Genomic DNA, 20,993 nt, shown 5'->3' with positions numbered 1-20,993 from the left:
TACTTAGGGTGACAACGGGCCGAAGAAGCCCTCGTCACTCATCTTCCGTGTTAATTCCTGCCATCTCGGCAAGGGGGTGGTCGTCGCTGCGCGGCTGTCGAAGCGGGCACTGCCCAGCCATAAACCGCTGGCGTTGAAACTGTACACCGGCACCAGGTCGTCACGCTGTGACGCAGTCAGTATCGGGTCAATCAGGTTGTCCAGAATCAATGGTGCACTGGTCGGCGTCGCATAATACGCCAACACCATGTGCGCCTGGTTGCGTTCGGTCGCTTTTACGTACGTCAGCCTCAGCTGTGCCTCATCGATACCAAGTTGACGCAGTGTGAAGTATTTGGCAATGGTGAAGTCCTCGCAATCCGCCGCGCCCGCTATCAGAGATTGGACGGGGCTGGCCCAATAATCGGTCTGGTCCCAGATCGTCGAGTCCTGCTCGAATCGCAACCGGTCGTTGAAGAAGCGGTTGACCGCATCAAGCTGTTGACCAACGTCGACCGAGGCATGCTCTTCCATCAGGGTCTGCCACTGCGCCAGGCGTACGCGGCCCCGGTGATCGGGTTGGTACAGCTCGCCTACCCTTTGCATCAGGTGCGACAGGTCCCAGACGCTGGCGCTTGCTCCGACGCCTGTAAGCAAGGCACCTCCGAGCCAGAACAGTAGAAACAGGGTGTTGCGGAGCCTGCCGCGCGCGCGGCTGAACGGAGGACGAGCTAAGCGAGGGAAGATTAAGGCTGACCCTGGCGCGGTGCGTTGCAAGGCCAGCCTCTCTGAAGCTTAGTGGCGGGGGGCAAGCAAAGCCGGCTTCGGCTTGTCTTCCGGGGCGTGGAAGAGCAGGAACAGCTGGGTCAGGACATCGGGGATGTGGTCCATCATGTCTTCGACCACATCCTGGTCCTTGGAGATCTCGATGAACTCCGGCTGGTCTTCGAACAGCCCTGAGCCGACCATGATCGGCAACAGCAGCTCGCTGACAGTTTCCTCGTCCTGGCTGAACCAGGCTTCCTCGCGCAGGAACACACCTTCGAGAAAGCCGACGCACCAGCTGCGCAGGTCCGAATAATCCGGCTCATCGCCCAGCGTGAGGTCACACGGCGGCTCGAACTCTTCGTCGCTGGCCAGTTCACGAGCGATGTGCGCCTTGAGCTCGATGAGCGTGCTCTCGATCTCGGCTTTCTGCTCTTCGCTGGAATAGTTCGGCTCTTCGGCGAACAGTTCCGGCATCCATTCGTCCTCGGGCACATCGACCGGGCTGATGCACAGCGCGGTCAGATAGCCATGGCCGGCAAGGAAATCGAGCGCTTCGTCGTGCAGGTCGTCCGCATCGAGGAACTCCTGCAGGCGGTCGAGTCGGTCGGCAAAGGACATGGGCACACCTCTCATTGGTTAATGGGCAGATTGTACGCACGAACCCGGATTATTGCCAAAGCGATGAGTGATTGTGGCCGGTGACACGAACCTGCCGGCCGGCACTGGTATAATCGCCGTTTTGCCGGTGTGAGCCGGCCTCGAGAAGGCAAGGGGAACCATGCGCGAGCAGGCATTGCAGCGACTGCGGGACGTCTTCGGATACAACGCGTTTCGCGGCAACCAGGCGGACATCATCGAGCAGGTGGCTGGCGGTGGTGACGCGCTGGTGCTGATGCCGACCGGCGGCGGCAAATCGCTGTGTTATCAGGTCCCCGGATTGTTGCGCCCGGGCCTCACGGTGGTGGTCTCGCCGCTGATCGCGCTGATGGATGACCAGGTCGCGACGTTGAAGGAGCTTGGCTTGCGCGCTGCTGCGCTCAACTCCACGGTGGACGAGCAAGGCCAGCGCGAGATAGCCGCCAGCATGCGCAGCGGTGAACTGGATTTTCTGTATATGGCGCCGGAACGCTTACTCAAGCCGCGCACGTTGCAGTTCTTGCAAACATTGAATATCGCTCTGTTCGCCATCGACGAGGCGCACTGCGTGTCGCAGTGGGGTCATGACTTCCGACCGGAGTACCTACAGCTTGGCCAACTGGCCGAACTGTTTCCGGACGTGCCGCGCATGGCCTTGACCGCGACGGCCGACGAGCGAACCCGTCAGGAAATCATTCAGCGTCTGAAACTCGAGCACGCTGCCTGCTTCATTTCCGGTTTCGACCGGCCGAACATCTTTTATCGCATCGTGCCCAAGGACAAACCGCGGCAGCAGCTGCTCTCATTCCTCGCCCAGCACAAGGGCAATGCCGGTATCGTCTATTGCCTGTCGCGCAAGAAGGTCGAGGACGTCGCCGCCTGGCTGATGCAGCAGGGCCACCCGGCGCTGCCCTATCACGCGGGATTGGCTTCAGAGTTGCGGGCCAGTCATCAGCGCAGGTTCCTCAACGAGGAAGGCCTGATCATGGTCGCGACCATCGCCTTCGGCATGGGTATCGACAAATCCAACGTGCGCTTCGTGGCGCACCTGGATCTGCCCAAGAGCATCGAAGCGTACTACCAGGAAACCGGCCGGGCCGGGCGTGACGGACTGCCGGCAGATGCCTGGATGGCCTACGGTCTGCAGGATGTGTTGATGCTCAACCAGATCATGGCCAACTCCGAAGGTGACGAGCGACACAAGCGGATCGAGCGGCACAAGCTCGACGCGATGCTGGCGCTGTGCGAGATCACGACCTGTCGGCGGCGTTCGCTGCTGGCCTATTTCGGTGACGTACTCGAGGAGCAGTGTGGCTACTGCGACAACTGTCAGGACCCGGTATCGACCTGGGATGGCAGTGAGGCGGCACGGATGGCACTCTCGACCGTCTATCGCAGCGGTCAGCGTTACGGTGTCGGCCATCTGGTGGATATTCTGCTCGGGCGGGATAACGAGAAGATCCGCACTGCCGGTCACCAGCATCTGTCCACCTACGGCATCGGAAAGCAGCTGGGCGAGCAGGAATGGCGCTCGGTATTCCGTCAACTGATCGCCCGCAACCTGGTGGAGATAGACCTTGATGGCTTCGGCAGCCTGCGCCTTACCGACGCCTGCAGACCGCTATTGCGTGGGGAGGAGGGGCTCGATCTGCGCAAGGATGTGTCGAAGCCAGCCTCGACGCCTGGCCGCCACGCCGACAAGCCGGTCATCGCCGAGGCAGATCGGCCCATGTGGGAGTCGCTGCGTGCCTTGCGCAAGCGTCTGGCCGAGTCCCATGGCGTACCGCCGTACGTGATCTTCCCGGACTCGACGCTGGTCGACATGCTGCGTCAGAAGCCCGCCACGCTGCAGGACATGGCCCTGGTCAGCGGCGTCGGCTCGCACAAGCTGGAGCGCTACGGTGCGGACTTCCTGCAGGTGCTGCTGGGCGAGCAAGGTGAGCGTGGCGCCGATCTCAACCAGGCGCAGGAAGTACAAAGCCTCGCTCTGGCGGGAATGGAGGCCGAGCAGATCGCCCGCCAGGTGAATCAGCCGCTCAAGCAGGTCTATATGCAGTTGGCGCAGGCCATCAGTGCCGGGCAGATCGAATTGCATCATGCGATCGACCTGCCCCCGGCGCAGCTACAGCGGATCCAGGATGCCTTCCTCAACGAGGCCGAGGAGGACCTGCCCGGAGTGCGTACCCTGGCCAGACAGCTCGACGAGCCGGTGGACGAAGGGATACTGCACTGCATTCGGGCGGCGTTGATGTTCGAAATCAGCGGTTAGAAGGTCTGCCCGAGCTTCAGATACAGTGCGCTTTCGCCTTCTTCGTTACCGCCCAGACCCAGCATCAGCGGGCCGAGGAAGGTATCCAGGCCGATCAGCACGCTCCCCGCAGTGATATAGCCGGTATCGAAGCCGGCGTCTTCGCGGTTATAAACCCGGCCGTATTCCAGTGTTCCGCCCAAGTAAACCGGCATGCTCACCGGGACGTAGCGTCCCGGATTCAGCCGGCGGTAATACACCCCGCGCAGCAGGTTGTAGTTCTGGCCGGCCAGACCGTTCTGGCGGAAGCCGGAAAAGTTGCCAGGCCCGCCGAGTGTAAAGGCGCTTTGCGCAACCTCGACGTCATCGTTGGTACGGCCGAGGAAAGCACCAATCTGGAAGCTGTCCGAGCCGTAGGCGAAAGCCTTGTTGGCTCGTAGCTCGAACTGCTGATAACGCTCGTCCGCACCCAGATCCGGCTCGGATTGTCGCCATAGCAAGCGTGCTTCATCCCCCGACCGCGGGAAATTCACATCGTCCAGCGTGTCGCGGTCGAGCTGGACTGAGTAGAAGGCTTCCTCGAAGCTGAACGACGGGGAATTGGGGTCTCCAACCCGCACGTCGGCTTCACCCCAGTAACGAGACAGGCCCAGGCGCACCTCACCACTGTTGGCGATCTGCCGGCCGACGTTCAAACCGGTGCCATAACGTTGCTGGCGGTAATCCACCACCGGCTCATTGTCGATGATCACCTCGACATTGCGTGACTCGGCATCGAGAAACGGTGCGACGAAGTAGCGCGAGCCATGGTCCAGCGGCTGGTAGAACTCGGTGTAGAGCAACTGATGTTCGCCGAGCTGCGCGCGGGTCAGCCATTCCGCTCCGAGCGGGTTGACCCCGTTGACCCTGAAGCTCGCACCTATGTTGAACTGGCTGCCACCGCGAAAGTCGTCAACCAGATTCAGGCCGAGCCGCAGGTAATCGGTTCCGGTCTCACGGCCGCGGGTACGCACCAACAGCGTGTTGCCGTCTTCCCCATGCACCACCTCATAGTTCACCCGGCTGAAGTAGTCGGTGCCATAGATGGTGCCCATGTCGGTCTCCAGCCGGCCCAGATGCAAAGGCTCGCCGATCGGCTGGCGAATCATGCTGCGTACCACCTCGTCAGCCACCTTGCCGGTATTCTCCACCTCGATGGCGTCGATCATGGGCTGGCGCTGTGGTCGTGCCCGGGCGAGATTGCCGCCGACCACGGATTGCTCGGCTGGGGCACTGAACGCTTGCAGCTGAGCCGAGCCTTCCAGGCTGCGCTCGCCAGCGGCGATCGCATCGCGTACCTCGGCGAAGCTGCTGAAACCTATGTCGCCCAGTTCGGGCTGGACCAGCAGATCCTGCGGGCCGAGCGTGGCAAGCTGCTCTTCGGTATTCCGACGTGTGAGCAGGCCGGTTGTCTGGTCCATTACGTCGATGATCGACTTGAGCTGGTCGGCGGATTTCAGCGGGGTGCCGATGTCGACCACGATGACCCGGTCGACGCCCATTTGCCGCGCCACGTCCACCGGCAGGTTGTTGGACAACACACCATCGACCAGCAACCGGTCGTCGACCTTGACCGGTGCGAAGAAACCCGGAAGCGCGATGCTGGCGCGAATCGCCAGTGGCAGGTGGCCTTTGTCGAACACTACTGCTTCGCCGGTTGCGATATCGGTCGCTACTGCGCGAAAGGGGATCGGCAGGTTGTCAAAGTCGTCGATATCGTTGGTGTGTACCAGCAAGGTCTCCAGCACCAGGCCCAGGTTCTGCCCCTGGAGGATGCCCAGCGGAAAGGCCAGGCGTCCGCGATCGAAGCTCAGACGCTGCTTGACCAGAAAGTCCCGATCATCCTGCTTGCGACGGAACGGCACATCCTCGCGGGACGGGTTATCGCTGAGTGCGTCCTGCCAATCAAGATCGAGGGCGATTTTTTCCAGTTCTGCCGCGCTGTAGCCGGCCGCATAGAGGCCACCGATTACCGCACCCAGACTGGTCCCGGCGATGGCGTGAATAGGGACGTTCTGCGTCTCGAGTTGCTTGAGCACGCCGATATGCGCCAAGCCGCGAGCGCCGCCGCCGGACAATACCAGCCCGGTGCGAAGCTCATCGGCGTGCGCCAGCGGCGCCAGCACCAGCAACAGGACGGTGAAAAGACGTTTCAACATGATGAATCCGGAGAGGCTGACCAGCGAATCGTGCGATTGTATACGAGCGCCTCGCTGGTGGGGATGACCTTGTGCGTGTTGCACCGAGGTCAAGGTATCAAGCGATGACGCAGACTAGATGATGACCTTGTCGCGTAGCTTGCGGGCCGCCTGCTCGAGCGCCTTGACCACCTCGTCCTTGTCGTAATTGCGGATGTGGGTGGTATCCAGGTACATGGAGAAACCTGGTAGCTCGTGCTCGACGAAGGTCGGCGCCGCGCCCAGATCCCGCCGCAGCCCGACGACCTGATAGATCTGCACGGGCTTGGAAAAGCCTTTTACTGCAATCTGACCTTTGTCGCGGCACATGATCAGATCCTTGATCAGCGAGTAGGTCTCGTGGGGTATGAGGATTTCACCGGCTTCTGCCGCCGATTCCAGCCGGCTGGCCAGGTTCACTTCCCGGCCGATGATGGTGTAGTCCATGCGGTTGTCCGCGCCGAAGTTGCCAACGGTGCAGTAACCGGTGCTCAGGCCCATGCGAATTTCCAGCGGACGGGTGATTCCCTGGCTGCGCCATTGTTGGCGCAGCACTTTCATGTGTTTGCGCATCGCAATGGCCATCGACACCGCCGCCTCGGCGTCCTGCTTGGCGCCCTGGCTGACCGGATCGCCGAAGAAGATCATCACGCTATCGCCGATAAACTTGTCGATGGTGCCGCCGTATTGCAGGGCGATGCGCGACATCTCGTTGAGATAATTGTTGAGCAGATCGGTCAGCGCTTCGGCTTCCATCTCCTCGGCGAGCTCAGTGAAGCCGCGAATGTCGGAGAAGAACACGGTGAGCTTCTTGCGCCGCGTCTCCAGCGTCACCGTCTGTTGGCCGGAAAAGATTGATTCCCAAACCTGCGGAGACAGGTATTTGGACAGATTGCTCGCCAGACGGCTGGTCTTTTCCTGCTCGGCGCGGATCTCCTTTTGCGCTGTCTCCAGGCTGCGTCCCTGCCGGTAGACGAACGCCGCCACCACGACGGTGAAGGCGGCACCGCTAAGCAGACTGGCAAACGCGACCAGGGGGGAGGTGAACAGAACCGGGTCGGGGACTATCAGTACCGAGGCAAGCGACAGTCCGGCGAGCGTGATCAGCCATCCGGCGAGCATGTAGAGTGGCCCGCCGATGATGATGCTGGCGAAGCTGATCAACAGGAGAAAGACCAGAGTGGGTACCAGGCTGAACCCGACCAGAGTGATGAACACACCGGTATGCAGCCCATCGAGCACCAGCAACGCGAGGCGGCTGGGTAGCCCTTGCAGCGGCGCAAGGTTTTCCGCGGCGAAGCGGGTCAGGTGCGGGTAGACCAGCGCATAGGCGATAACACCAAGATTGAGTAACGTCGGGCCCTGCTCATAGCACAACGCAAGGAAAGTGATGGCTACGCAAAGGTAGGCCATAACGCGCGAGTAATAGCCTTCCAGAGGCGGGCGGACGGGCTTTAGACGGGTGTTGAGGCTCATGATCAGCGGTTCCTTGGCCAGAAGGCGGCCACGACCGATCAGTATTTCTTGTTGGCGAGCTCGGGACAGCGGAGCGCGAGAACCTGATCGGTCAGGTGAGAATCCCGACCGATCATAATGCTTGTCACCTCAGGGGGAAAGCCTCGCTGTGATCAGGAGGCTTCCTGAACCGGGTTGTCCTGTACCGCCTTGTAGATCGACCGGCGGGGACGAGCGAAGACCCGACGCAACATGGGTTCGAAGAACTCCAGCGGCTCGGACTTATAGTCAGGGTCGAACGCCGTTGCGTCGTATTTGGCGCAGAACTCGGCGCAGTACTGATACAGCGGATGGCCGTCGAACTGGTCACGCAGGTGACGATCCATGCCCAGATGATGGAAGAAATAGTAGCCCTGGAAAACCCCGTGCTTCTCGACCATCCACAGGTTTTCTTCGGAAACGAAGGGCTTGAGGATGGCTGCAGCGATGTCCGGGTGGTTGAACGAGCCCAGCGTATCGCCGATATCGTGCAACAGAGCGCAGACCACGTATTCCTCATCGCGACCGTCTCGGTGCGCGCGGGTGGCGGTCTGCAGCGAGTGCTCAAGGCGGTCGATCGGGAATCCGCCGTAATCGCCGTCCAGCAGCTTCAGATGCGCCATGATGCGGTCGGGCAGGCCTGTTGAAAACGATTTGAAGTGGCCGGAAATGATGTTCCAGTCTTCGGCAGTGCCTTCCTGCATGGCGCGAAATTTAGCGCGTTCGTCACTCATGGCTCATCTCCTCTTGTTCGGCTTTATCACTGGATAATAGAGCGTAGGCAGGCCTGCGACTGTCGCAGTGCTGACAATCGCTTCAGAAACGGATACGGCCGGTCAGCGCATCGCGCAGCATCACCCAGTCGCCCATGAAGCTGTACAGCGGATATTTGAATGTGGCTGGCTTGTTCTTTTCGAAGAAGAAGTGCCCAACCCAGGCGAACCCGTAGCCGGCCAGCGGCAGCACCAGCAGCCAACTCCAGCTTTGCGTGAGCAGCGCGTAGCCGAGAATCACCAGCACGAGAATGCTGCCCATGTAGTGCAGGCGGCGGCTGGTATCGTTGGCGTGTTCCGCCAGATAGAACGGGTAAAACTCGGCGAAAGATGCGAAGGTCTTCTGCGCTGGTTGGTCGAGCATTGGTGATTCCTGCATGGCAGTGCCTCCTCTTGTACGGTTCTGTACGGTAGTTCCTTCAACTATAGTGGAGGCAGGTCGGGTTGCCATGACCAGCGCGGCCAAAGCGTTACCCTTGTGTGCGGAGCGATCGCCGGCCTATCATCCAGGCCATTGAAATAACGATAATTTGTGCCGCAGCTTCGTTTGCGCGCCAGGATTGCCATGTCGAACACCGAACGCACCACATCGTCGAGCTGGGCCAATGCCATCATTCAGGCGCTGGAGCTCGAGGGGCTCGATGGGCGTCAACTGTTCAGTGAGTTGCAGCTCGATCCCCTGCTGTTGAAGGACCCGGATGCGCGGATCCCCCAGGACCAGATGACTCGCCTCTGGCAGCGTGCGGTGGTCCAATCGGGCAATCCGGCAATCGGGTTGAACATGGCCAGGGTGATCCGCCCGGCGCATTTCAATGTGGTGGCGTTTTCCTTGATGTCCAGCAGTAGCCTGCGCGAAGGATTCATGCGCATCGTGCGCTATCAGCGAATCATAGGGGAGGCCGCGGATATTGCCTTGCAGCCGTTACCTGACCGCTACCGGCTCGAACTGGCAATACACGGCGATACGCTTCCCGCCGCAGCGCAGAGTCATGACGCGGTCATGGCCTATGCCATTGCCTTCTGCCGCTGGATGACCGGACAGCAACTGATCCCGCTGGAAGCGAGCTTCACCTACCCGCAACCGGCTGACACCTCGGCGTATGCAGCGCTGTTCGGCTGCCCCCTGCTCTTCGGCGCCCCGCGCTATAGCCTGACCTTTTCCCGTGACGTGATGGAGGCGCCGCTAGCTACCGGCAACGCGGCGCTCGCGCAAGCACATGACCGGCTCGCCGGTGAATATCTGGCTCGCTTCGAGCATTCCCGCGTGACACATCAGGCGCGTCAGGTTTTGTGCCGGCTGTTGCCGCAGGGCGAGCCGAAGCGGCTGGCCGTGGCAGGCGCATTGCGCATGAGCACACGTACCCTGCAGCGTCGCTTGCAGGAAGAGGGCAACAGTTTTCAGCAATTGCTCGATGAGACACGTCGGGAACTCGCCTTGCAATACCTGGGTCAGCCGCAGCTGACACTGCTCGAAGTGGCCTATTTGCTCGGCTTCGCCGATCCCAGCAACTTCTTTCGGGCGTTCAAGCGCTGGTTTGGTATGCCCCCAGGGCAGTATCGGGAACAGTTGAAGGCCGGTACCGCGCCCAAAATCGACGAGGTGACATGATGGATGCGCTCGAGGCGCTACACCAACGGGTATCGGTCCCGCGTCTTGTCGGTCCGGCACCAACCGCCGTGCAGCGTGAGGCGATGTATCGCGCGGCATTGCGGGCGCCGGACCACGCCTATCTGCGACCCTGGCGATTTCTGGTTATCGAGGGTGAAGGTCTGGAGGCGCTTGGGGAGTTGTTCGGCCGCGCTGCGCTGGTTCAGGCGGACGGGGATCTGTCGGCGGACGTACTGGCGCGGTACCAGGGACTACCACTGCGCGCGCCGCTATTGATCGTGGCTATCTGTTCGCATAGCGAGCATCCCAAGGTGCCCCCCATCGAGCAGGACATGGCCTGCGCCGCGGCGGTGAGCAACATGCTGGTGGCGGCGCATGCGCAAGGGCTAGGGTGCGTCTGGCGCACGGGCGATCTGGCGTACGATCCGCTGATCCGGGAAGGTCTTGGCCTTAGCTCCCACGAAACGATCGCGGCTTTCCTCTACGTAGGGCACCCGGCCGGCGAACTCAAACGCGTACCGGAGCTTGACCCTCAGGACTTCTTCGCCAAATGGCCCCCGGTGCAGGGCAGCGCCACGCGCACCTGAAGCCCGCCCTCTGGGGTATGGGCAAAATGCAGGGTACCGCTATGCCGGGTGATGGCTCGTCGCGCAATAGCCAGGCCCAGACCATGCCCGCTGTCCGGGGGTTGGCCTGGCACTCGGGCGAATGGTTCGCCGAGCCGCGCTATCCATTCCTCCGGCACGCCCGGGCCCTGGTCTTCGATGACGATCTCGCAACCTTCAATGCTCCGAGAGAGACTTACCTTCACTTCCCCGTCCTCTGGCGAGAAGCGCAACGCGTTGCGTAACAGGTTGTCCAGCGCGCTGGCGATCTGTTCTGGCCAGCCCGCAACGGCACAGCGGGTTTCTCCTTGAAGTGTGAAGCGCTGCTGGTTCGCTGCGAAGCGGGCGTCCTCGACCACACTCGTCAGTAGCGGATCCAATTCGAATATCTCTGCGGGAGAGTCCTGAGTGTCGAGTCGGCTCAGGGCTAGGATGTCGTCGATCAGGTGATCGAGCCGGGTGCATTCGCGATCCAGCCGCTGCCAAAGCGGGTCGGCACTGGCCAGATGCTGCTTGCTGCCTATTGCCAGCCCGATGCGCAGGCGCGCGAGTGGCGAGCGCAGCTCGTGGGAAATGTCGCGCATCAACTGTTGCTGGCTGTTGAGCAGGCTTTGCACGCGGTCGGCCATGGTCTGAAAGCTGCGCGACAGATCGCCGATTTCGTCGCGGCGCTGAACCACGCCGGCCAGCGACTTTTGATCGAACTGACCGTGACCAAGGGATTGGGCAGCCTGCCCGAGCTGTTGCAGTGGGCGCGTCAGGTAGCGACTGAGCAACAGACTCAGCACCGCCAGCACGGCCATGGCGAGGATGATATTGGCTATCAGGGCAAATGGGGTACGCTGCCAGCGCGATAGCGTAGGCGGGGGGACGTAGACCATGAGCTGGTAGTCTGCGCCGTCAGAGTTCCAGGCCAGCTGGAACAATCGACCGTGGCGTGGCGCCGGATCGGGTTCTCCGCGCTGAGTGCTGAATCGTTCGCTCGACGGCAAGGTACCGTCGAGTAATGGTTCGTTGTCAATGCCGTACAACTGGGCTCGGAGGCGATGTTCGGACCGTTGCTCCTCCAGCCATTGCTGCGTAGCAGCCGCTCCGTCACGTTCGTACCGCGTGACTACATCTTCTGCGAAGTCTCGCAGTTGCGGGTGGAACTGCAGTAGCAACCAGTCCTGTTGCAGGGCGCGGCTGACCAGAAAGCCCGAGCCGCCCACCAGCAGTGTGGCAAGCCAGAGGACGGCAAAGACTTTCCAGAACAGCCGCATGCGGATTAGTTGCTATCGTGCGAACGGTGCTCTTCGCCGTACTTCTTCTTCATCCTTTCCTGGCGTTCCTTGTGCATCTCTTCGAGCTTCTTCTCCTGCTCGTCGTTGAGCACTTCGCTCATGCGCTGTTTGCCCTGCTCCTTGATTTCCTTGTGCTTCTGCATCTGCTCCTGATAGATGTTGCGTACTTGCTCCTGCTGTTCGGAGGTCAGGTCCAGCTTTTCGGTCAGGCGCTGCATGTGGCGCTCACCATGTTCCTTGTCCATGCCGGTGTTGGCCATCGAGGGAGCGGAGATGGCGGTTGCCAGGGCGAATGCGCTTGCGATGAGAATTTTCTTCATGGGTGTATCTCCTGTTGCGATACTGACCGGCGTATCCGGTCGTTGCCTACAGATTCTAGACATCGCAACGTCAACGAAGGCGTGTACTGGGTAAAGACTGTGTAAAGCCTGTCAGCTGTAGAGGTAGCCGCGCCCACGTATGGACTGTATTCGATTGCGTCCATCGCTGTGCAGCCCGAGCTTGCGGCGCAGATTGCTCATGTGCATGTCGAGGCTGCGATCGTACGGCCCCAGCGGCTTACCAAGCGCCTGGCGTGATAGCGCCTGTCGGTCGATCAACTGCCCCGGGCGCTCCAGGAGTGTGCGCAGGATCAGTGCTTCGGTCTGGGTCAGTTGTAGCGGCTGATCACCTAGCCAGGCAAGCAGCGATTCCGGGTCCAGGCGCAGATCACCGACCTGGAGCGACGCATTGGCCGCTGACTGGCCCTGGCTTCGACGCAACAGGGCGCGCAGACGGGCGACTAGCTCGCGCGGATCGCAGGGTTTGGGCAGATAATCATCGGCCCCCAGCTCCAGGCCGAGAATCCGATCGATAGGCTCGCCCCGGGCGCTGAGCATGAGTAAGGGGGTATTGCAGCTCTGGCGAAGTGTGCGCAGCACCTCCAGGCCGTTCATGCCCGGCAGCATCACATCGAGAATGATCGCTTCGAATTGTCCGGTGCGCGCCGCCTCGAGTCCGCTGGGCCCGTCATGAGCACAGCGCAGCGCGAAGCCCTCGGCTGCCAACCAGTCTGTCAGCAGTTCACATAGCTCCAGGTCGTCATCGATTATCAGCAGCGGGTGCTCGCTCAATTCAGCCACTCTCTGCGCTGCCCCCTCCTGCCAGACCTGCCGACGATGAAGCCGACCAGCAGACTGCCGGCGACGGTGCCTCCACCAATCATGAACCAGCGCTGTCGTTGCTCTTCGCGCTGGGCGGCGGCGAGAAGGTCGGTTTCCTGCAGCTGCTCGCGAAGGCGCTGGTTTTCTTCCTGCACGGTCTGCAGCTGATCGGTATTGCCGCCAGCCAGCTCATCGGCCAGGCGCTGGCGCTCGGCCTCGACCCGGGCCAGCTCCTCCTGGAGCACACCGAGATCCTGTTGATCGTTATTCGCTTCGACCCGCTCAGTCCCCGTCGGCAGCATCGCCTCGGCAGGCATACCATCGTTGCCGGCTGGCTGCGCGAACGCACTGGCGCCAGCGATGGCCAGACACAACAACCAGGCAGATGAAATGTATTTCGGCATCGACGGGACTCCTTGTCAGGCCGGGAAAACGCGCTTGAATGGTTTGACGGTGACCTGCTCATAGACGCCGGCGCTGACATACGGGTCGGCGTCGGCCCAGCTTTGAGCGGCCTCCAGTGAGTCGAACTCGGCAACGACCAGGCTGCCGGTGAAGCCAGCGGAGCCGGGATCATTGGCATCTAAAGCGGGATGCGGGCCGGCCAGAAGCAATCGCCCCTGCGCCTGCAGCGCTTGCAGACGTTCGAGGTGGGCTGGGCGGGCGGACGATCGTTTCTCGAGGCTGTCTGGGACATCGCTGGCCATGATGGCGTAGAACATGTCGAATCCTTCTTATGAGTTCCTGTCGATAAGTTATGCCATTCGATTAGGCGTTGTCAGCGTTCGCAGCCCATAATGGTGAAATAATTTTCATGCGTAACAATGCCCTGGAGTCCAATTTGCTTGCTGATCTGCACATGCACAGTACCGCTTCGGATGGAGTACTTCACCCGGCTGAGCTGATGACGCGCGCCGCAGAAGCGGGGATAGAGCTTGTTTCGCTCACCGATCACGATTGTCTTGACGGGCAGGCTCCGGCGCGGCGCGAGGCTGAGGCACGCGGAATGCGTTGGCTCAACGGCGTGGAACTGTCTGCGCAGTGGCAAGGGCACACGCTTCACGTGCTGGGGTATGGGTTCGATAGCGAGTGTGCGCAGCTTCTCGAGGCCATCGAAGCCGTTCGCCTGGGGCGCTGGAAGCGTGCTGAACAAATTTCGCAGAAGCTGGCCGGCAAGCGCATGCCGGGCGCTCTGGAAGGCGCGCTGGACCTTCAGCGCGCGGCAGGTGCTGATCTGTCGAGCCCGCCAGCGCGACCGCATTTTGCCGACTGGATGGTTCAGGCTGGCCATGTGCAGGATCGTGCCGAAGCCTTCCGCAAGTGGCTGGGCTCCGGAAAGCTCGGTGATATCAAACAGCACTGGCCCGAGCTGCCCGAAGTAGTCACGACCTTGCGCGGGGCGGGCGGGGTCGCCGTGCTGGCGCACCCTTGGCACTACGGTTTTACCCGACAGCGGCTGCGGCGGTTGTTACGCGATTTCGCCCAGGCCGGAGGACAGGGCATCGAGGTGGTCAACGGGCAGCAGCCAGTTGATCAGGTCGCCTATCTCGGCAAGCTCTCCAATGAGTTCGGCTTCCTGGCCAGCTGCGGCAGTGACTTTCACAATCCGGACTCGCCCTGGATGGCGCTTGGTCGAATGACCGCAATGCCGCCAGACTGTACGCCACTCTGGGACCATCCGCGTTTCGCAGCGCCGATGGCGTAACCGACAGGACTATTCGACGTGAGCCAGTTTTTCAGCATTCATCCGGACAATCCGCAAGCGCGACTGATACGCCAGGCGGTAGATATCATCCGCGCCGGCGGTGTGATTGCCTACCCGACTGATTCGGCCTATGCGCTTGGCTGCCATCTAGGCGACAAGAATGCGCTCGAGCGCATCCGCAGGCTTCGTCAGCTCGATGACAAGCACAACTTCACTCTGGTCTGCCGGGATCTGTCCGAGCTGGGCGTCTACGCCAAGGTCGACAACGTCATGTTTCGCCTGCTCAAGGCCAATACGCCCGGCCCGTACACCTTCATCCTCAATGCCACCTCCGAGGTGCCGCGCAGACTGCTGCATCCGAAGCGCCGGACCATTGGCCTGCGGATCCCTGATCACAACATCACGCTGGCGCTGCTCGAAGCGTTGGGCGAGCCGTTGATGAGTGTGACCTTGATGATGCCCGGCGAGGATCTGCCGCTCAACGATCCGCAGGAGATCAACGAGCGTCTCGGCAAACAGCTGGATCTGGTCATCGATGGTGGTGCCTGCAACCTCGAGCCGACCACTGTGGTCAGCCTGGAAAATGACGAGGTCGAGGTCCTCAGGGTCGGTCTCGGCGACCCTGAGCCATTTGGTGGGACACGGGATAACGAGCAATTCTGAACAGGACGGACCAAGCGGCTGACGACCGGATCAATACGGGTATAATCGCTCCCTTATGACTGGTATGTTGCCTCGTCCAACCCTGAGCAGGAGTTACCCTTGAGTTCCGTTGAATCCCAGCGTCGTGTTGTATCCGGCATGCGTCCTACCGGGCGTCTGCACCTTGGTCATTACCACGGCGTACTGAAGAACTGGGTCAAGCTGCAGCATGAGTACGAGTGTTTCTTCTTCGCCGCCGACTGGCACGCGCTGACCACTCACTACGAAAACCCCCAGGGCATCGAACAGGCCGTCTGGGACATGCTGATCGACTGGCTGGCGGCGGGGGTCAGTGGCGGATCGGCGACGCTGTTCATCCAGTCTCAGGTACCGGAGCACGCTGAGCTGCATCTGCTGCTGTCGATGGTCACCCCGGTCAGCTGGCTCGAACGGGTCCCGACCTACAAGGACCAGCAGGAAAAGCTCAAGGACATGGACCTGGCAACCTACGGCTTTCTCGGGTACCCCTTGCTGCAAAGCGCAGACATCCTGATCTACCGCGCCGGCCTGGTGCCGGTCGGTGCCGACCAGGTCGCGCATGTCGAGATTACGCGGGAGGTTGCGCGTCGCTTCAACCACCTCTATGGCAAGGAAATCGGCTTCGAAGACAAAGCCGAAGCAGCGATGCACAAGATGGGCAAGAAGGCTGCCAAGATGTACGCAAACCTTCGCCGCGCATACCAGGAGCAGGGCGACGCCGAGGCTCTGGAAACAGCCCGGGCGCTACTCAAGGAACAGCAGAACATTACGCTTGGCGACAAGGAGCGGCTGTTCGGCTACCTCGAGGGCGGCGGCAAGGTGATCCTGCCCGAGCCCCAGGCCCTGCTCACGCCTGACTCTAAAATGCCGGGTCTGGACGGACAGAAGATGTCCAAGTCCTATGGCAATACCATCACGCTGCGTGACACGACCGATGAAGTCAGCGAAAAGGTCCGTCGCATGCCGACCGACCCTGCGCGCGTGCGCCGCACCGATCCGGGTGAGCCAGAGATCTGCCCAGTGTTCCAACTGCATAAGGTCTACACCGACGAGGCGACCCATGACTGGGTGAAGCAGGGATGCCGCACGGCAGGGATAGGGTGTCTCGACTGCAAAAAACCGGTTATCGATGCGATTGCCGCCGAACTGGCACCGATGCAGCAGCGCGCCCGCGAATACGAAGCCAACCCGGACGCGGTTCACGTCATCCTTAACGAGGGCACCGAACGTGCGCGCGACGCGGCGCGCGACACGCTGATCGAAGTACGCCAGGCCATGGGCCTGCAGTACGGCCGATAATCGAAACATGAGCGAGCCAGAGCAGGACCAGCCCGAGGCCCCTGCCACCGATGATCAGGTGGTGCCCCCGGCGGCTGCTTCCGCTCTGTCGCAGCCAGGCCGCCAGCAGGAGCTGCCGTTCGCGATGGTGTACGGCCAGGCCGTAACCGAAATACCGCAGGACCTGTATATCCCGCCGGAAGCTCTGGAGGTCTTCCTGGAGGCCTTCGAAGGGCCGCTCGATCTCTTGTTGTATCTGATCCGCAAGCAGAACATCGATATCCTCGACATCCCGGTCGCAGAGATCACCCGGCAATACATGGGTTATGTCGAGCTGATGAAGGTGGTGCGGCTGGAGCTCGCCGCCGAGTATCTGGTCATGGCTGCGATGCTCGCCGAGATCAAGTCACGTCTGCTTTTGCCGCGCCATCAGGAAGATGAGGACGAAGAGCACGATCCGCGCGCCGAACTCATCCGACGGCTCCAGGAATACGAGCGCTTCAAGCAGGCAGCGGAGGACATCGATAGCCTATCCCGAGTCGGTCGCGATGTTCATCTGGCTAGCGCCGAAGCCCCTGCCTTGCCCGCTCAGCGAGCACATCCGGATCTCGACATGCAAGAGCTTCTGCTGGCGCTGTCCGAGGTGTTGCGCCGGGCTGACATGTTCGAAAGTCATCAGGTCACCCGAGAGCTGCTATCCACGCGCGAGCGCATGGCAGAGGTACTCGATAGGCTGAAAGGTGGTCACTTCGTACCCTTCGTCAGTCTCTTTAATGTCAGCGAAGGGCGGCTGGGCGTGGTGGTCACCTTCATGGCGGTGCTCGAATTGGTGAAGGAACAACTGGTGGACCTGGTGCAGAACGAGTCCTTCGCACCTATCCACGTGAAGGTGAGGGGTGAGGATGAACCAACCGTCGCTTGAACACATTCTCGAAGCTGCAATGCTCGCGGCGGGCAAGCCCCTGTCGTTGGACAAGTTCCGCGAACTCTTCGAGGAAGAGCGCGCTCCCTCCAACGATACCCTGCGCACGGCACTGGCGCGTCTGGCCGATACCTATGCTGACCGCGCCTTCGAGCTGAAAGAGACCGCCAGTGGCTGGCGTCTGCAGGTTCGCGAGTCCATGGCTCCCTGGGTCGCTCGGCTCTGGGAAGAACGTCCGCAACGCTATTCGCGCGCTCTTCTGGAAACGCTGGCACTGATCGCCTACCGCCAACCGATTACCCGCGGCGAAATCGAAGACATCCGCGGTGTCGCTGTCAGCAGTCACATCGTCAAAACGCTGCTCGATCGGGAGTGGGTGCGCGTGGTCGGTCACCGCGACGTGCCGGGGCGCCCGGCCATGTACGCGACGACCCGACAGTTCCTCGACTACTTCAACCTGCGGAGTCTCAACGAGCTGCCTCCTCTGGCCGATATCCGCGATCTGGATCAGCTGGAGCCGGAACTCGAGTTGCAGGACGAAGGCGTCGACGCTGCACAGGACCGGGATACCCCATGGATGCCGGTGGAGCCGCTGGCGCCGCTGGACAGAGCCGGCGGCGAGAGCAGCTTCCATACCCTGCTGGCCGAGCTCAATTCGATGGAGGCCAACCTCAAGACTGATTTCGAAGACCTGGAGCCGGATACGCCTGATGACGGCCTGGACGAGGACGACTTCGAGTCGGACGACGACCGGGCCTGAACTCTGCTGGAGCTGGTTCGGGGCCGGTGCTATCCTGCCGCCCTCTGTCCCACATCAATTACGCCGGGAGGTGCTTGCAATGACAGACTCTGATGAATCAATGGTTCCCGTAACCGGGGAAAAGCTTCAAAAAGTGCTGGCCCGCATGGGGCTGGGCTCCCGCCGCGAAGTCGAATCCTGGATTCAGGCTGGACGCGTCAGCGTCAACGGCGAGCCAGCAACGCTCGGCTGTCGCATAGACAGTCTCGATCAGGTCAGCGTCGACGGTCGTCCACTGCGCCGCGATCTGGCCAGTGAAGTCACCCGCCGTGTGCTGATCTACAACAAACCCGAGGGCGAAGTCTGTACACGCGACGACCCTGAAGGTCGCCCGACAGTGTTCGCCCAGCTTCCGCGTCTCAAGCAGGGGCGCTGGATCAACATCGGCCGGCTGGATATCAATACCAGCGGTCTGTTGCTCTTCACCACCGACGGTGAGCTGGCCAATCGACTTATGCATCCTTCCTACCAGATGGACCGTGAATACGCGGTTCGGGTGATGGGCGAAGTCGATGAGGAAATGCTTGAGCGTTTGAAGGAAGGCGTCATGCTCGACGACGGTCCTGCTCGCTTCACCGATGTCGTCTCGTCAGGCGGCGAAGGCATCAATCGCTGGTATCACGTGTGCCTGATGGAAGGCCGCAATCGCGAAGTACGGCGTCTCTGGGAGTCGCAGGGCGTACGAGTGAACCGCCTCAAGCGTGTCCGCTTCGGGCCGGTGTTCCTTGGCGCGGAAGTGCCGGTCGGTCGGTATCGTGAGATGAAGCAGAACGAGATCGATACGCTGAGTGCCGAGGTCGGTCTCGAGCCGATCGCGCTGCCGGTCATGACCGTCAACGACAAGGAAAAACACAAGCGGCAAGCTCGTAAGCCCTCGATGCATCAGGCGCGGACCGTGCGGCGTACCAAGGTGCCGCTTACTCCCCGCTGAGCTGGCAGCCTAACGAGCCGTTCGAGAAAGGTGCCGGCTACCGGCTCCTTTCTATTCACCGCTACAGCATCACCTGATTTCGCCCGGCTTGCTTCGCCTGATACATCAGCTTGTCGCAGCGGTCGATGAGGTCGCGGCTGGTTTCCTCCGGATGGCGCATCACTGCGCCCAGGCTGACGGTCATGCTGATCGGTTGGCCATCGACCTCGAACTGCATCTCCTCGATTGCCCGGCGGATACGCTCGGCGACAATCTGCGCTGCCGTCAGGTCGGTATTGTTCAACAGTACGACGAACTCTTCGCCGCCCAATCGAAACAGACTATCTACCGAGCGCAGGCAATGGTGCGTACAGCTCGCCATGGCCTTGAGTGCTTCGTCGCCGTAGGCATGACCGAAACGGTCGTTGATCTGCTTGAAGTGGTCGATGTCCACCACCAACAGCGATAATGGGGTGCGGTGTCGGATGGATAGCTGGACCTCGCGGTCGAGCGCCTGATTGAAGGCCAGCCGGTTCCCTGTATTGGTCAGTGAATCATTGAGGGCGCTGCTGACCGCTTCGTGGTAGAGAATCGCGTTGCGCAGCGGGTAGAGCAGGCTGCCGATGAAGGTCTCCAGAGCCTCTAGTTGCGCTTCGCTGAAACGTTTCTGCCGGCTGAACTGCAAGTCACCCAGATATTCCCCGCCGTGGGTGATGCGGTAGCTGCATCGGTGCGTGGCGCTCTGGCCGAATTTCGTCTGGAAACGTCTGCCGTCGTTGCGGTATTCCATGCCATCCACAGCCAGATTATGCGCGAGTTCCTGAAAGAACATTTCGAGTACGCGCTCCAGCTCCAAGCTGGTCTGCAACAGGTGCGAGAGCCGTTGTAATACGGCGGCAACCGGCGTCGGCCGACCCGCGGCGGGTTTGGCCGGAGCTGACCTGGTAGTGCCCTGGCTCAGTTTGAGCTTGGCAGAATCAAAGTCGATAGTGTTGCCGTGGGTGGATGACATCACGGATATCCTTGACGTGAAGCAGCGAATACCCAAGCTAATGCATGTTATGTGCCATCACTTGGTGCGTCATATAAATCAAGGATTTGGCGTGGATCGGAAGGCCGGGCCGGCGCTGGGCGGCAAAAAATTGCCGCCCAGCGGGGGTGTGGGGAAAACGCTGAGGGGAAGCCCGTCAGATTATGGACAGCCCTGCTGCGCGTCGAGTGCCTGGCCGTTTACCCGTTCGCTGTCGGGGCCGAGCAAGTAGAGGAACACAGGCATGATTGCCTGCGGCTCGGGATTCTTTTCCGGCGGCTCGCCGGGGTAGGCCTTGGCTCGCATCGCAGTACGCGTCGCACCGGGGTTGACGCTGTTGACGCGAATGGCGCTGGTGCCGTCCTGCTCATCGGCCAGCACCTGCATGAACCCTTCCAGTGCGAACTTGCTCACCGCGTAGGGGCCCCAATAGGCGCGTCCCTTGCGACCGACACTTGAGGAAGCGCACACGATGGATGCCTCGGGCGCGGCGCGCAGCAGCGGCATCATGGCCTTGGTCAGCATGAAAGGCGCATTCACGTTGACCTGCATCAGTTGCAGCCAAGCCCCGGTCTTGACGCTGTCGAGCAGCGTGCGCGGGCCGAGCAGGGCGGCGTTGTGGACCAGCCCGTCCAGCTTGCCGAAGGTATCGAACAGCTGATCGGCCAGATCGTCGTAATCCTTCTCCACGGCGGTCTCGAGGTTAAGCGGACAGATCGCCGGTTGCGGATGTCCGGCGGCCTCGATCTGATCGTACACTTCCTCCAGCTTCGCCAGCGTCTTGCCGAGTAGCACGACGGTAGCGCCGTGAGCCGCGCAGCTCAGCGCGCAGGCCCGGCCAATGCCGTCTCCGGCGCCGGTTATCAGGATCACCCGACCCTGGAGCAGATCAGCGGACGCTGAGTATTCGAACAT

General features: G+C 61.3%; 21 protein-coding genes and 1 pseudogene. 9 read left to right on the top strand and 13 right to left on the bottom strand.

The window, feature by feature from the left end; translation table 11 throughout:
- Nucleotides 1-3 precede the first annotated feature (3 nt).
- Nucleotides 4-636, bottom strand: coding sequence for a transglutaminase-like cysteine peptidase (locus BLT85_RS09290; RefSeq protein ID WP_231701456.1), 633 nt, complete (start codon nucleotides 634-636; stop codon nucleotides 4-6).
- Between the two features lie 138 nt (nucleotides 637-774).
- Nucleotides 775-1,365 (bottom strand): UPF0149 family protein, encoded by a 591-nt coding sequence (locus tag BLT85_RS09285; protein ID WP_093393647.1) that lies wholly within the window; start codon nucleotides 1,363-1,365, stop codon nucleotides 775-777.
- Between the two features lie 160 nt (nucleotides 1,366-1,525).
- Between BLT85_RS09285 and recQ the strand changes: the two genes are divergently transcribed.
- Complete coding sequence (gene recQ, locus BLT85_RS09280) at nucleotides 1,526-3,652, top strand: DNA helicase RecQ (RefSeq protein ID WP_093393644.1); 2,127 nt, start codon at nucleotides 1,526-1,528, stop codon at nucleotides 3,650-3,652.
- Here recQ and BLT85_RS09275 read toward each other — a convergent pair.
- The 4 genes from BLT85_RS09275 to BLT85_RS09260 all read right to left on the bottom strand — a co-directional run bounded on the left by BLT85_RS09275 (nucleotide 3,649) and on the right by BLT85_RS09260 (nucleotide 8,493).
- Entirely contained in the window at nucleotides 3,649-5,826 is a 2,178-nt protein-coding gene (locus BLT85_RS09275; protein WP_093397593.1) for a patatin-like phospholipase family protein, read from the bottom strand. The two genes, recQ and BLT85_RS09275, sit on opposite strands and share 4 nt — an antisense overlap.
- Nucleotides 5,827-5,943: 117 nt before the next feature.
- Nucleotides 5,944-7,323, bottom strand: coding sequence for an adenylate/guanylate cyclase domain-containing protein (locus BLT85_RS09270; RefSeq protein WP_093393640.1), 1,380 nt, complete (start codon nucleotides 7,321-7,323; stop codon nucleotides 5,944-5,946).
- 152 nt (nucleotides 7,324-7,475) lie between these two features.
- Nucleotides 7,476-8,075: an HD domain-containing protein gene (locus tag BLT85_RS09265; protein ID WP_093393637.1), complete on the bottom strand. Its 600-nt coding sequence runs from the start codon at nucleotides 8,073-8,075 to the stop codon at nucleotides 7,476-7,478.
- 82 nt (nucleotides 8,076-8,157) lie between these two features.
- A complete protein-coding gene (locus BLT85_RS09260; protein ID WP_407920143.1) occupies nucleotides 8,158-8,493 on the bottom strand; it encodes an Mpo1-like protein in 336 nt (111 codons plus the stop codon).
- A gap of 186 nt (nucleotides 8,494-8,679) precedes the next feature.
- Here BLT85_RS09260 and BLT85_RS09255 point away from each other — a divergent pair, with 186 nt between their 5' ends.
- Nucleotides 8,680-9,723 carry an AraC family transcriptional regulator gene (locus BLT85_RS09255; protein WP_093393630.1) on the top strand — a complete coding sequence of 348 codons (1,044 nt, stop codon included), beginning with the start codon at nucleotides 8,680-8,682 and terminating at the stop codon, nucleotides 9,721-9,723.
- The gene (locus tag BLT85_RS09250) at nucleotides 9,723-10,310 is read left to right on the top strand and encodes a nitroreductase family protein (protein ID WP_093397590.1); all 588 of its coding nucleotides are present in this window, start codon (nucleotides 9,723-9,725) and stop codon (nucleotides 10,308-10,310) included. Before BLT85_RS09255 ends, BLT85_RS09250 begins: the two co-directional genes overlap by 1 nt.
- Here the strand turns inward: BLT85_RS09250 and BLT85_RS09245 are convergent.
- The 5 genes from BLT85_RS09245 to BLT85_RS09225 all read right to left on the bottom strand — a co-directional run bounded on the left by BLT85_RS09245 (nucleotide 10,256) and on the right by BLT85_RS09225 (nucleotide 13,475).
- Nucleotides 10,256-11,590, bottom strand: a complete 1,335-nt coding sequence (locus tag BLT85_RS09245) for a HAMP domain-containing sensor histidine kinase (protein ID WP_093393622.1) — start codon at nucleotides 11,588-11,590, stop codon at nucleotides 10,256-10,258. The two genes, BLT85_RS09250 and BLT85_RS09245, sit on opposite strands and share 55 nt — an antisense overlap.
- Before the next feature lie 5 nt (nucleotides 11,591-11,595).
- Nucleotides 11,596-11,931: a Spy/CpxP family protein refolding chaperone gene (locus tag BLT85_RS09240; RefSeq protein ID WP_093393619.1), complete on the bottom strand. Its 336-nt coding sequence runs from the start codon at nucleotides 11,929-11,931 to the stop codon at nucleotides 11,596-11,598.
- A 111-nt stretch (nucleotides 11,932-12,042) separates the two neighbouring features.
- Nucleotides 12,043-12,723 carry a response regulator transcription factor gene (locus tag BLT85_RS09235; protein WP_093393616.1) on the bottom strand — a complete coding sequence of 227 codons (681 nt, stop codon included), beginning with the start codon at nucleotides 12,721-12,723 and terminating at the stop codon, nucleotides 12,043-12,045.
- Nucleotides 12,720-13,157, bottom strand: coding sequence for a hypothetical protein (locus BLT85_RS09230; protein WP_093393613.1), 438 nt, complete (start codon nucleotides 13,155-13,157; stop codon nucleotides 12,720-12,722). The genes BLT85_RS09235 and BLT85_RS09230 overlap by 4 nt, the downstream gene beginning before the upstream one ends.
- A 15-nt stretch (nucleotides 13,158-13,172) precedes the next feature.
- Nucleotides 13,173-13,475, bottom strand: coding sequence for a YciI family protein (locus BLT85_RS09225; RefSeq protein ID WP_093393610.1), 303 nt, complete (start codon nucleotides 13,473-13,475; stop codon nucleotides 13,173-13,175).
- A gap of 119 nt (nucleotides 13,476-13,594) precedes the next feature.
- Between BLT85_RS09225 and BLT85_RS09220 the strand changes: the two genes are divergently transcribed.
- The 6 genes and pseudogenes from BLT85_RS09220 to rluB all read left to right on the top strand — a co-directional run.
- Nucleotides 13,595-14,458 (top strand): PHP domain-containing protein, encoded by an 864-nt coding sequence (locus tag BLT85_RS09220; protein ID WP_093397587.1) that lies wholly within the window; start codon nucleotides 13,595-13,597, stop codon nucleotides 14,456-14,458.
- Between the two features lie 18 nt (nucleotides 14,459-14,476).
- The gene (locus tag BLT85_RS09215; RefSeq protein WP_093393607.1) at nucleotides 14,477-15,121 is read left to right on the top strand and encodes an L-threonylcarbamoyladenylate synthase; all 645 of its coding nucleotides are present in this window, start codon (nucleotides 14,477-14,479) and stop codon (nucleotides 15,119-15,121) included.
- Nucleotides 15,122-15,259: 138 nt separating this feature from the next.
- The gene (locus tag BLT85_RS09210; RefSeq protein ID WP_231701592.1) at nucleotides 15,260-16,438 is read left to right on the top strand and encodes a tryptophan--tRNA ligase; all 1,179 of its coding nucleotides are present in this window, start codon (nucleotides 15,260-15,262) and stop codon (nucleotides 16,436-16,438) included.
- A gap of 124 nt (nucleotides 16,439-16,562) precedes the next feature.
- The gene (locus tag BLT85_RS09205; RefSeq protein WP_231701591.1) at nucleotides 16,563-17,339 is read left to right on the top strand and encodes a segregation and condensation protein A; all 777 of its coding nucleotides are present in this window, start codon (nucleotides 16,563-16,565) and stop codon (nucleotides 17,337-17,339) included.
- The gene (gene scpB, locus BLT85_RS09200; RefSeq protein ID WP_093393600.1) at nucleotides 17,314-18,099 is read left to right on the top strand and encodes an SMC-Scp complex subunit ScpB; all 786 of its coding nucleotides are present in this window, start codon (nucleotides 17,314-17,316) and stop codon (nucleotides 18,097-18,099) included. The genes BLT85_RS09205 and scpB overlap by 26 nt, the downstream gene beginning before the upstream one ends.
- 79 nt (nucleotides 18,100-18,178) lie before the next feature.
- A pseudogene (rluB, locus tag BLT85_RS09195) lies at nucleotides 18,179-19,051 on the top strand (23S rRNA pseudouridine(2605) synthase RluB); the annotation flags it as partial.
- 79 nt (nucleotides 19,052-19,130) lie between these two features.
- On the opposite strand, the gene BLT85_RS09190 reads toward rluB, so the two are convergent.
- Nucleotides 19,131-20,060 carry a GGDEF domain-containing protein gene (locus BLT85_RS09190; protein WP_093393594.1) on the bottom strand — a complete coding sequence of 310 codons (930 nt, stop codon included), beginning with the start codon at nucleotides 20,058-20,060 and terminating at the stop codon, nucleotides 19,131-19,133.
- 180 nt (nucleotides 20,061-20,240) lie between these two features.
- Complete coding sequence (locus tag BLT85_RS09185) at nucleotides 20,241-20,993, bottom strand: YciK family oxidoreductase (RefSeq protein WP_093393592.1); 753 nt, start codon at nucleotides 20,991-20,993, stop codon at nucleotides 20,241-20,243.

The organism is Halopseudomonas xinjiangensis (genome assembly GCF_900104945.1).
Lineage (GTDB): Bacteria > Pseudomonadota > Gammaproteobacteria > Pseudomonadales > Pseudomonadaceae > Halopseudomonas > Halopseudomonas xinjiangensis.
This window is presented reverse-complemented; position numbering and strand designations above follow the sequence as displayed.

What these genes read in the sequence shown, in the direction of transcription:
- BLT85_RS09240 (WP_093393619.1), bottom strand. Translation starts at nt 11,931, where the DNA reads ATGAAGAAAATTCTCATCGCAAGCGCATTCGCCCTGGCAACCGCCATC.
- recQ (WP_093393644.1), top strand. Translation starts at nt 1,526, where the DNA reads ATGCGCGAGCAGGCATTGCAGCGACTGCGGGACGTCTTCGGATACAAC.
- BLT85_RS09185 (WP_093393592.1), bottom strand. Translation starts at nt 20,993, where the DNA reads ATGTTCGAATACTCAGCGTCCGCTGATCTGCTCCAGGGTCGGGTGATC.
- BLT85_RS09245 (WP_093393622.1), bottom strand. Translation starts at nt 11,590, where the DNA reads ATGCGGCTGTTCTGGAAAGTCTTTGCCGTCCTCTGGCTTGCCACACTG.
- BLT85_RS09265 (WP_093393637.1), bottom strand. Translation starts at nt 8,075, where the DNA reads ATGAGTGACGAACGCGCTAAATTTCGCGCCATGCAGGAAGGCACTGCC.
- BLT85_RS09205 (WP_231701591.1), top strand. Translation starts at nt 16,563, where the DNA reads ATGGTGTACGGCCAGGCCGTAACCGAAATACCGCAGGACCTGTATATC.
- BLT85_RS09260 (WP_407920143.1), bottom strand. Translation starts at nt 8,493, where the DNA reads ATGCAGGAATCACCAATGCTCGACCAACCAGCGCAGAAGACCTTCGCA.
- BLT85_RS09190 (WP_093393594.1), bottom strand. Translation starts at nt 20,060, where the DNA reads ATGTCATCCACCCACGGCAACACTATCGACTTTGATTCTGCCAAGCTC.
- BLT85_RS09225 (WP_093393610.1), bottom strand. Translation starts at nt 13,475, where the DNA reads ATGTTCTACGCCATCATGGCCAGCGATGTCCCAGACAGCCTCGAGAAA.
- BLT85_RS09230 (WP_093393613.1), bottom strand. Translation starts at nt 13,157, where the DNA reads ATGCCGAAATACATTTCATCTGCCTGGTTGTTGTGTCTGGCCATCGCT.
- BLT85_RS09270 (WP_093393640.1), bottom strand. Translation starts at nt 7,323, where the DNA reads ATGAGCCTCAACACCCGTCTAAAGCCCGTCCGCCCGCCTCTGGAAGGC.
- BLT85_RS09250 (WP_093397590.1), top strand. Translation starts at nt 9,723, where the DNA reads ATGGATGCGCTCGAGGCGCTACACCAACGGGTATCGGTCCCGCGTCTT.
- BLT85_RS09255 (WP_093393630.1), top strand. Translation starts at nt 8,680, where the DNA reads ATGTCGAACACCGAACGCACCACATCGTCGAGCTGGGCCAATGCCATC.
- BLT85_RS09285 (WP_093393647.1), bottom strand. Translation starts at nt 1,365, where the DNA reads ATGTCCTTTGCCGACCGACTCGACCGCCTGCAGGAGTTCCTCGATGCG.
- BLT85_RS09210 (WP_231701592.1), top strand. Translation starts at nt 15,260, where the DNA reads ATGCGTCCTACCGGGCGTCTGCACCTTGGTCATTACCACGGCGTACTG.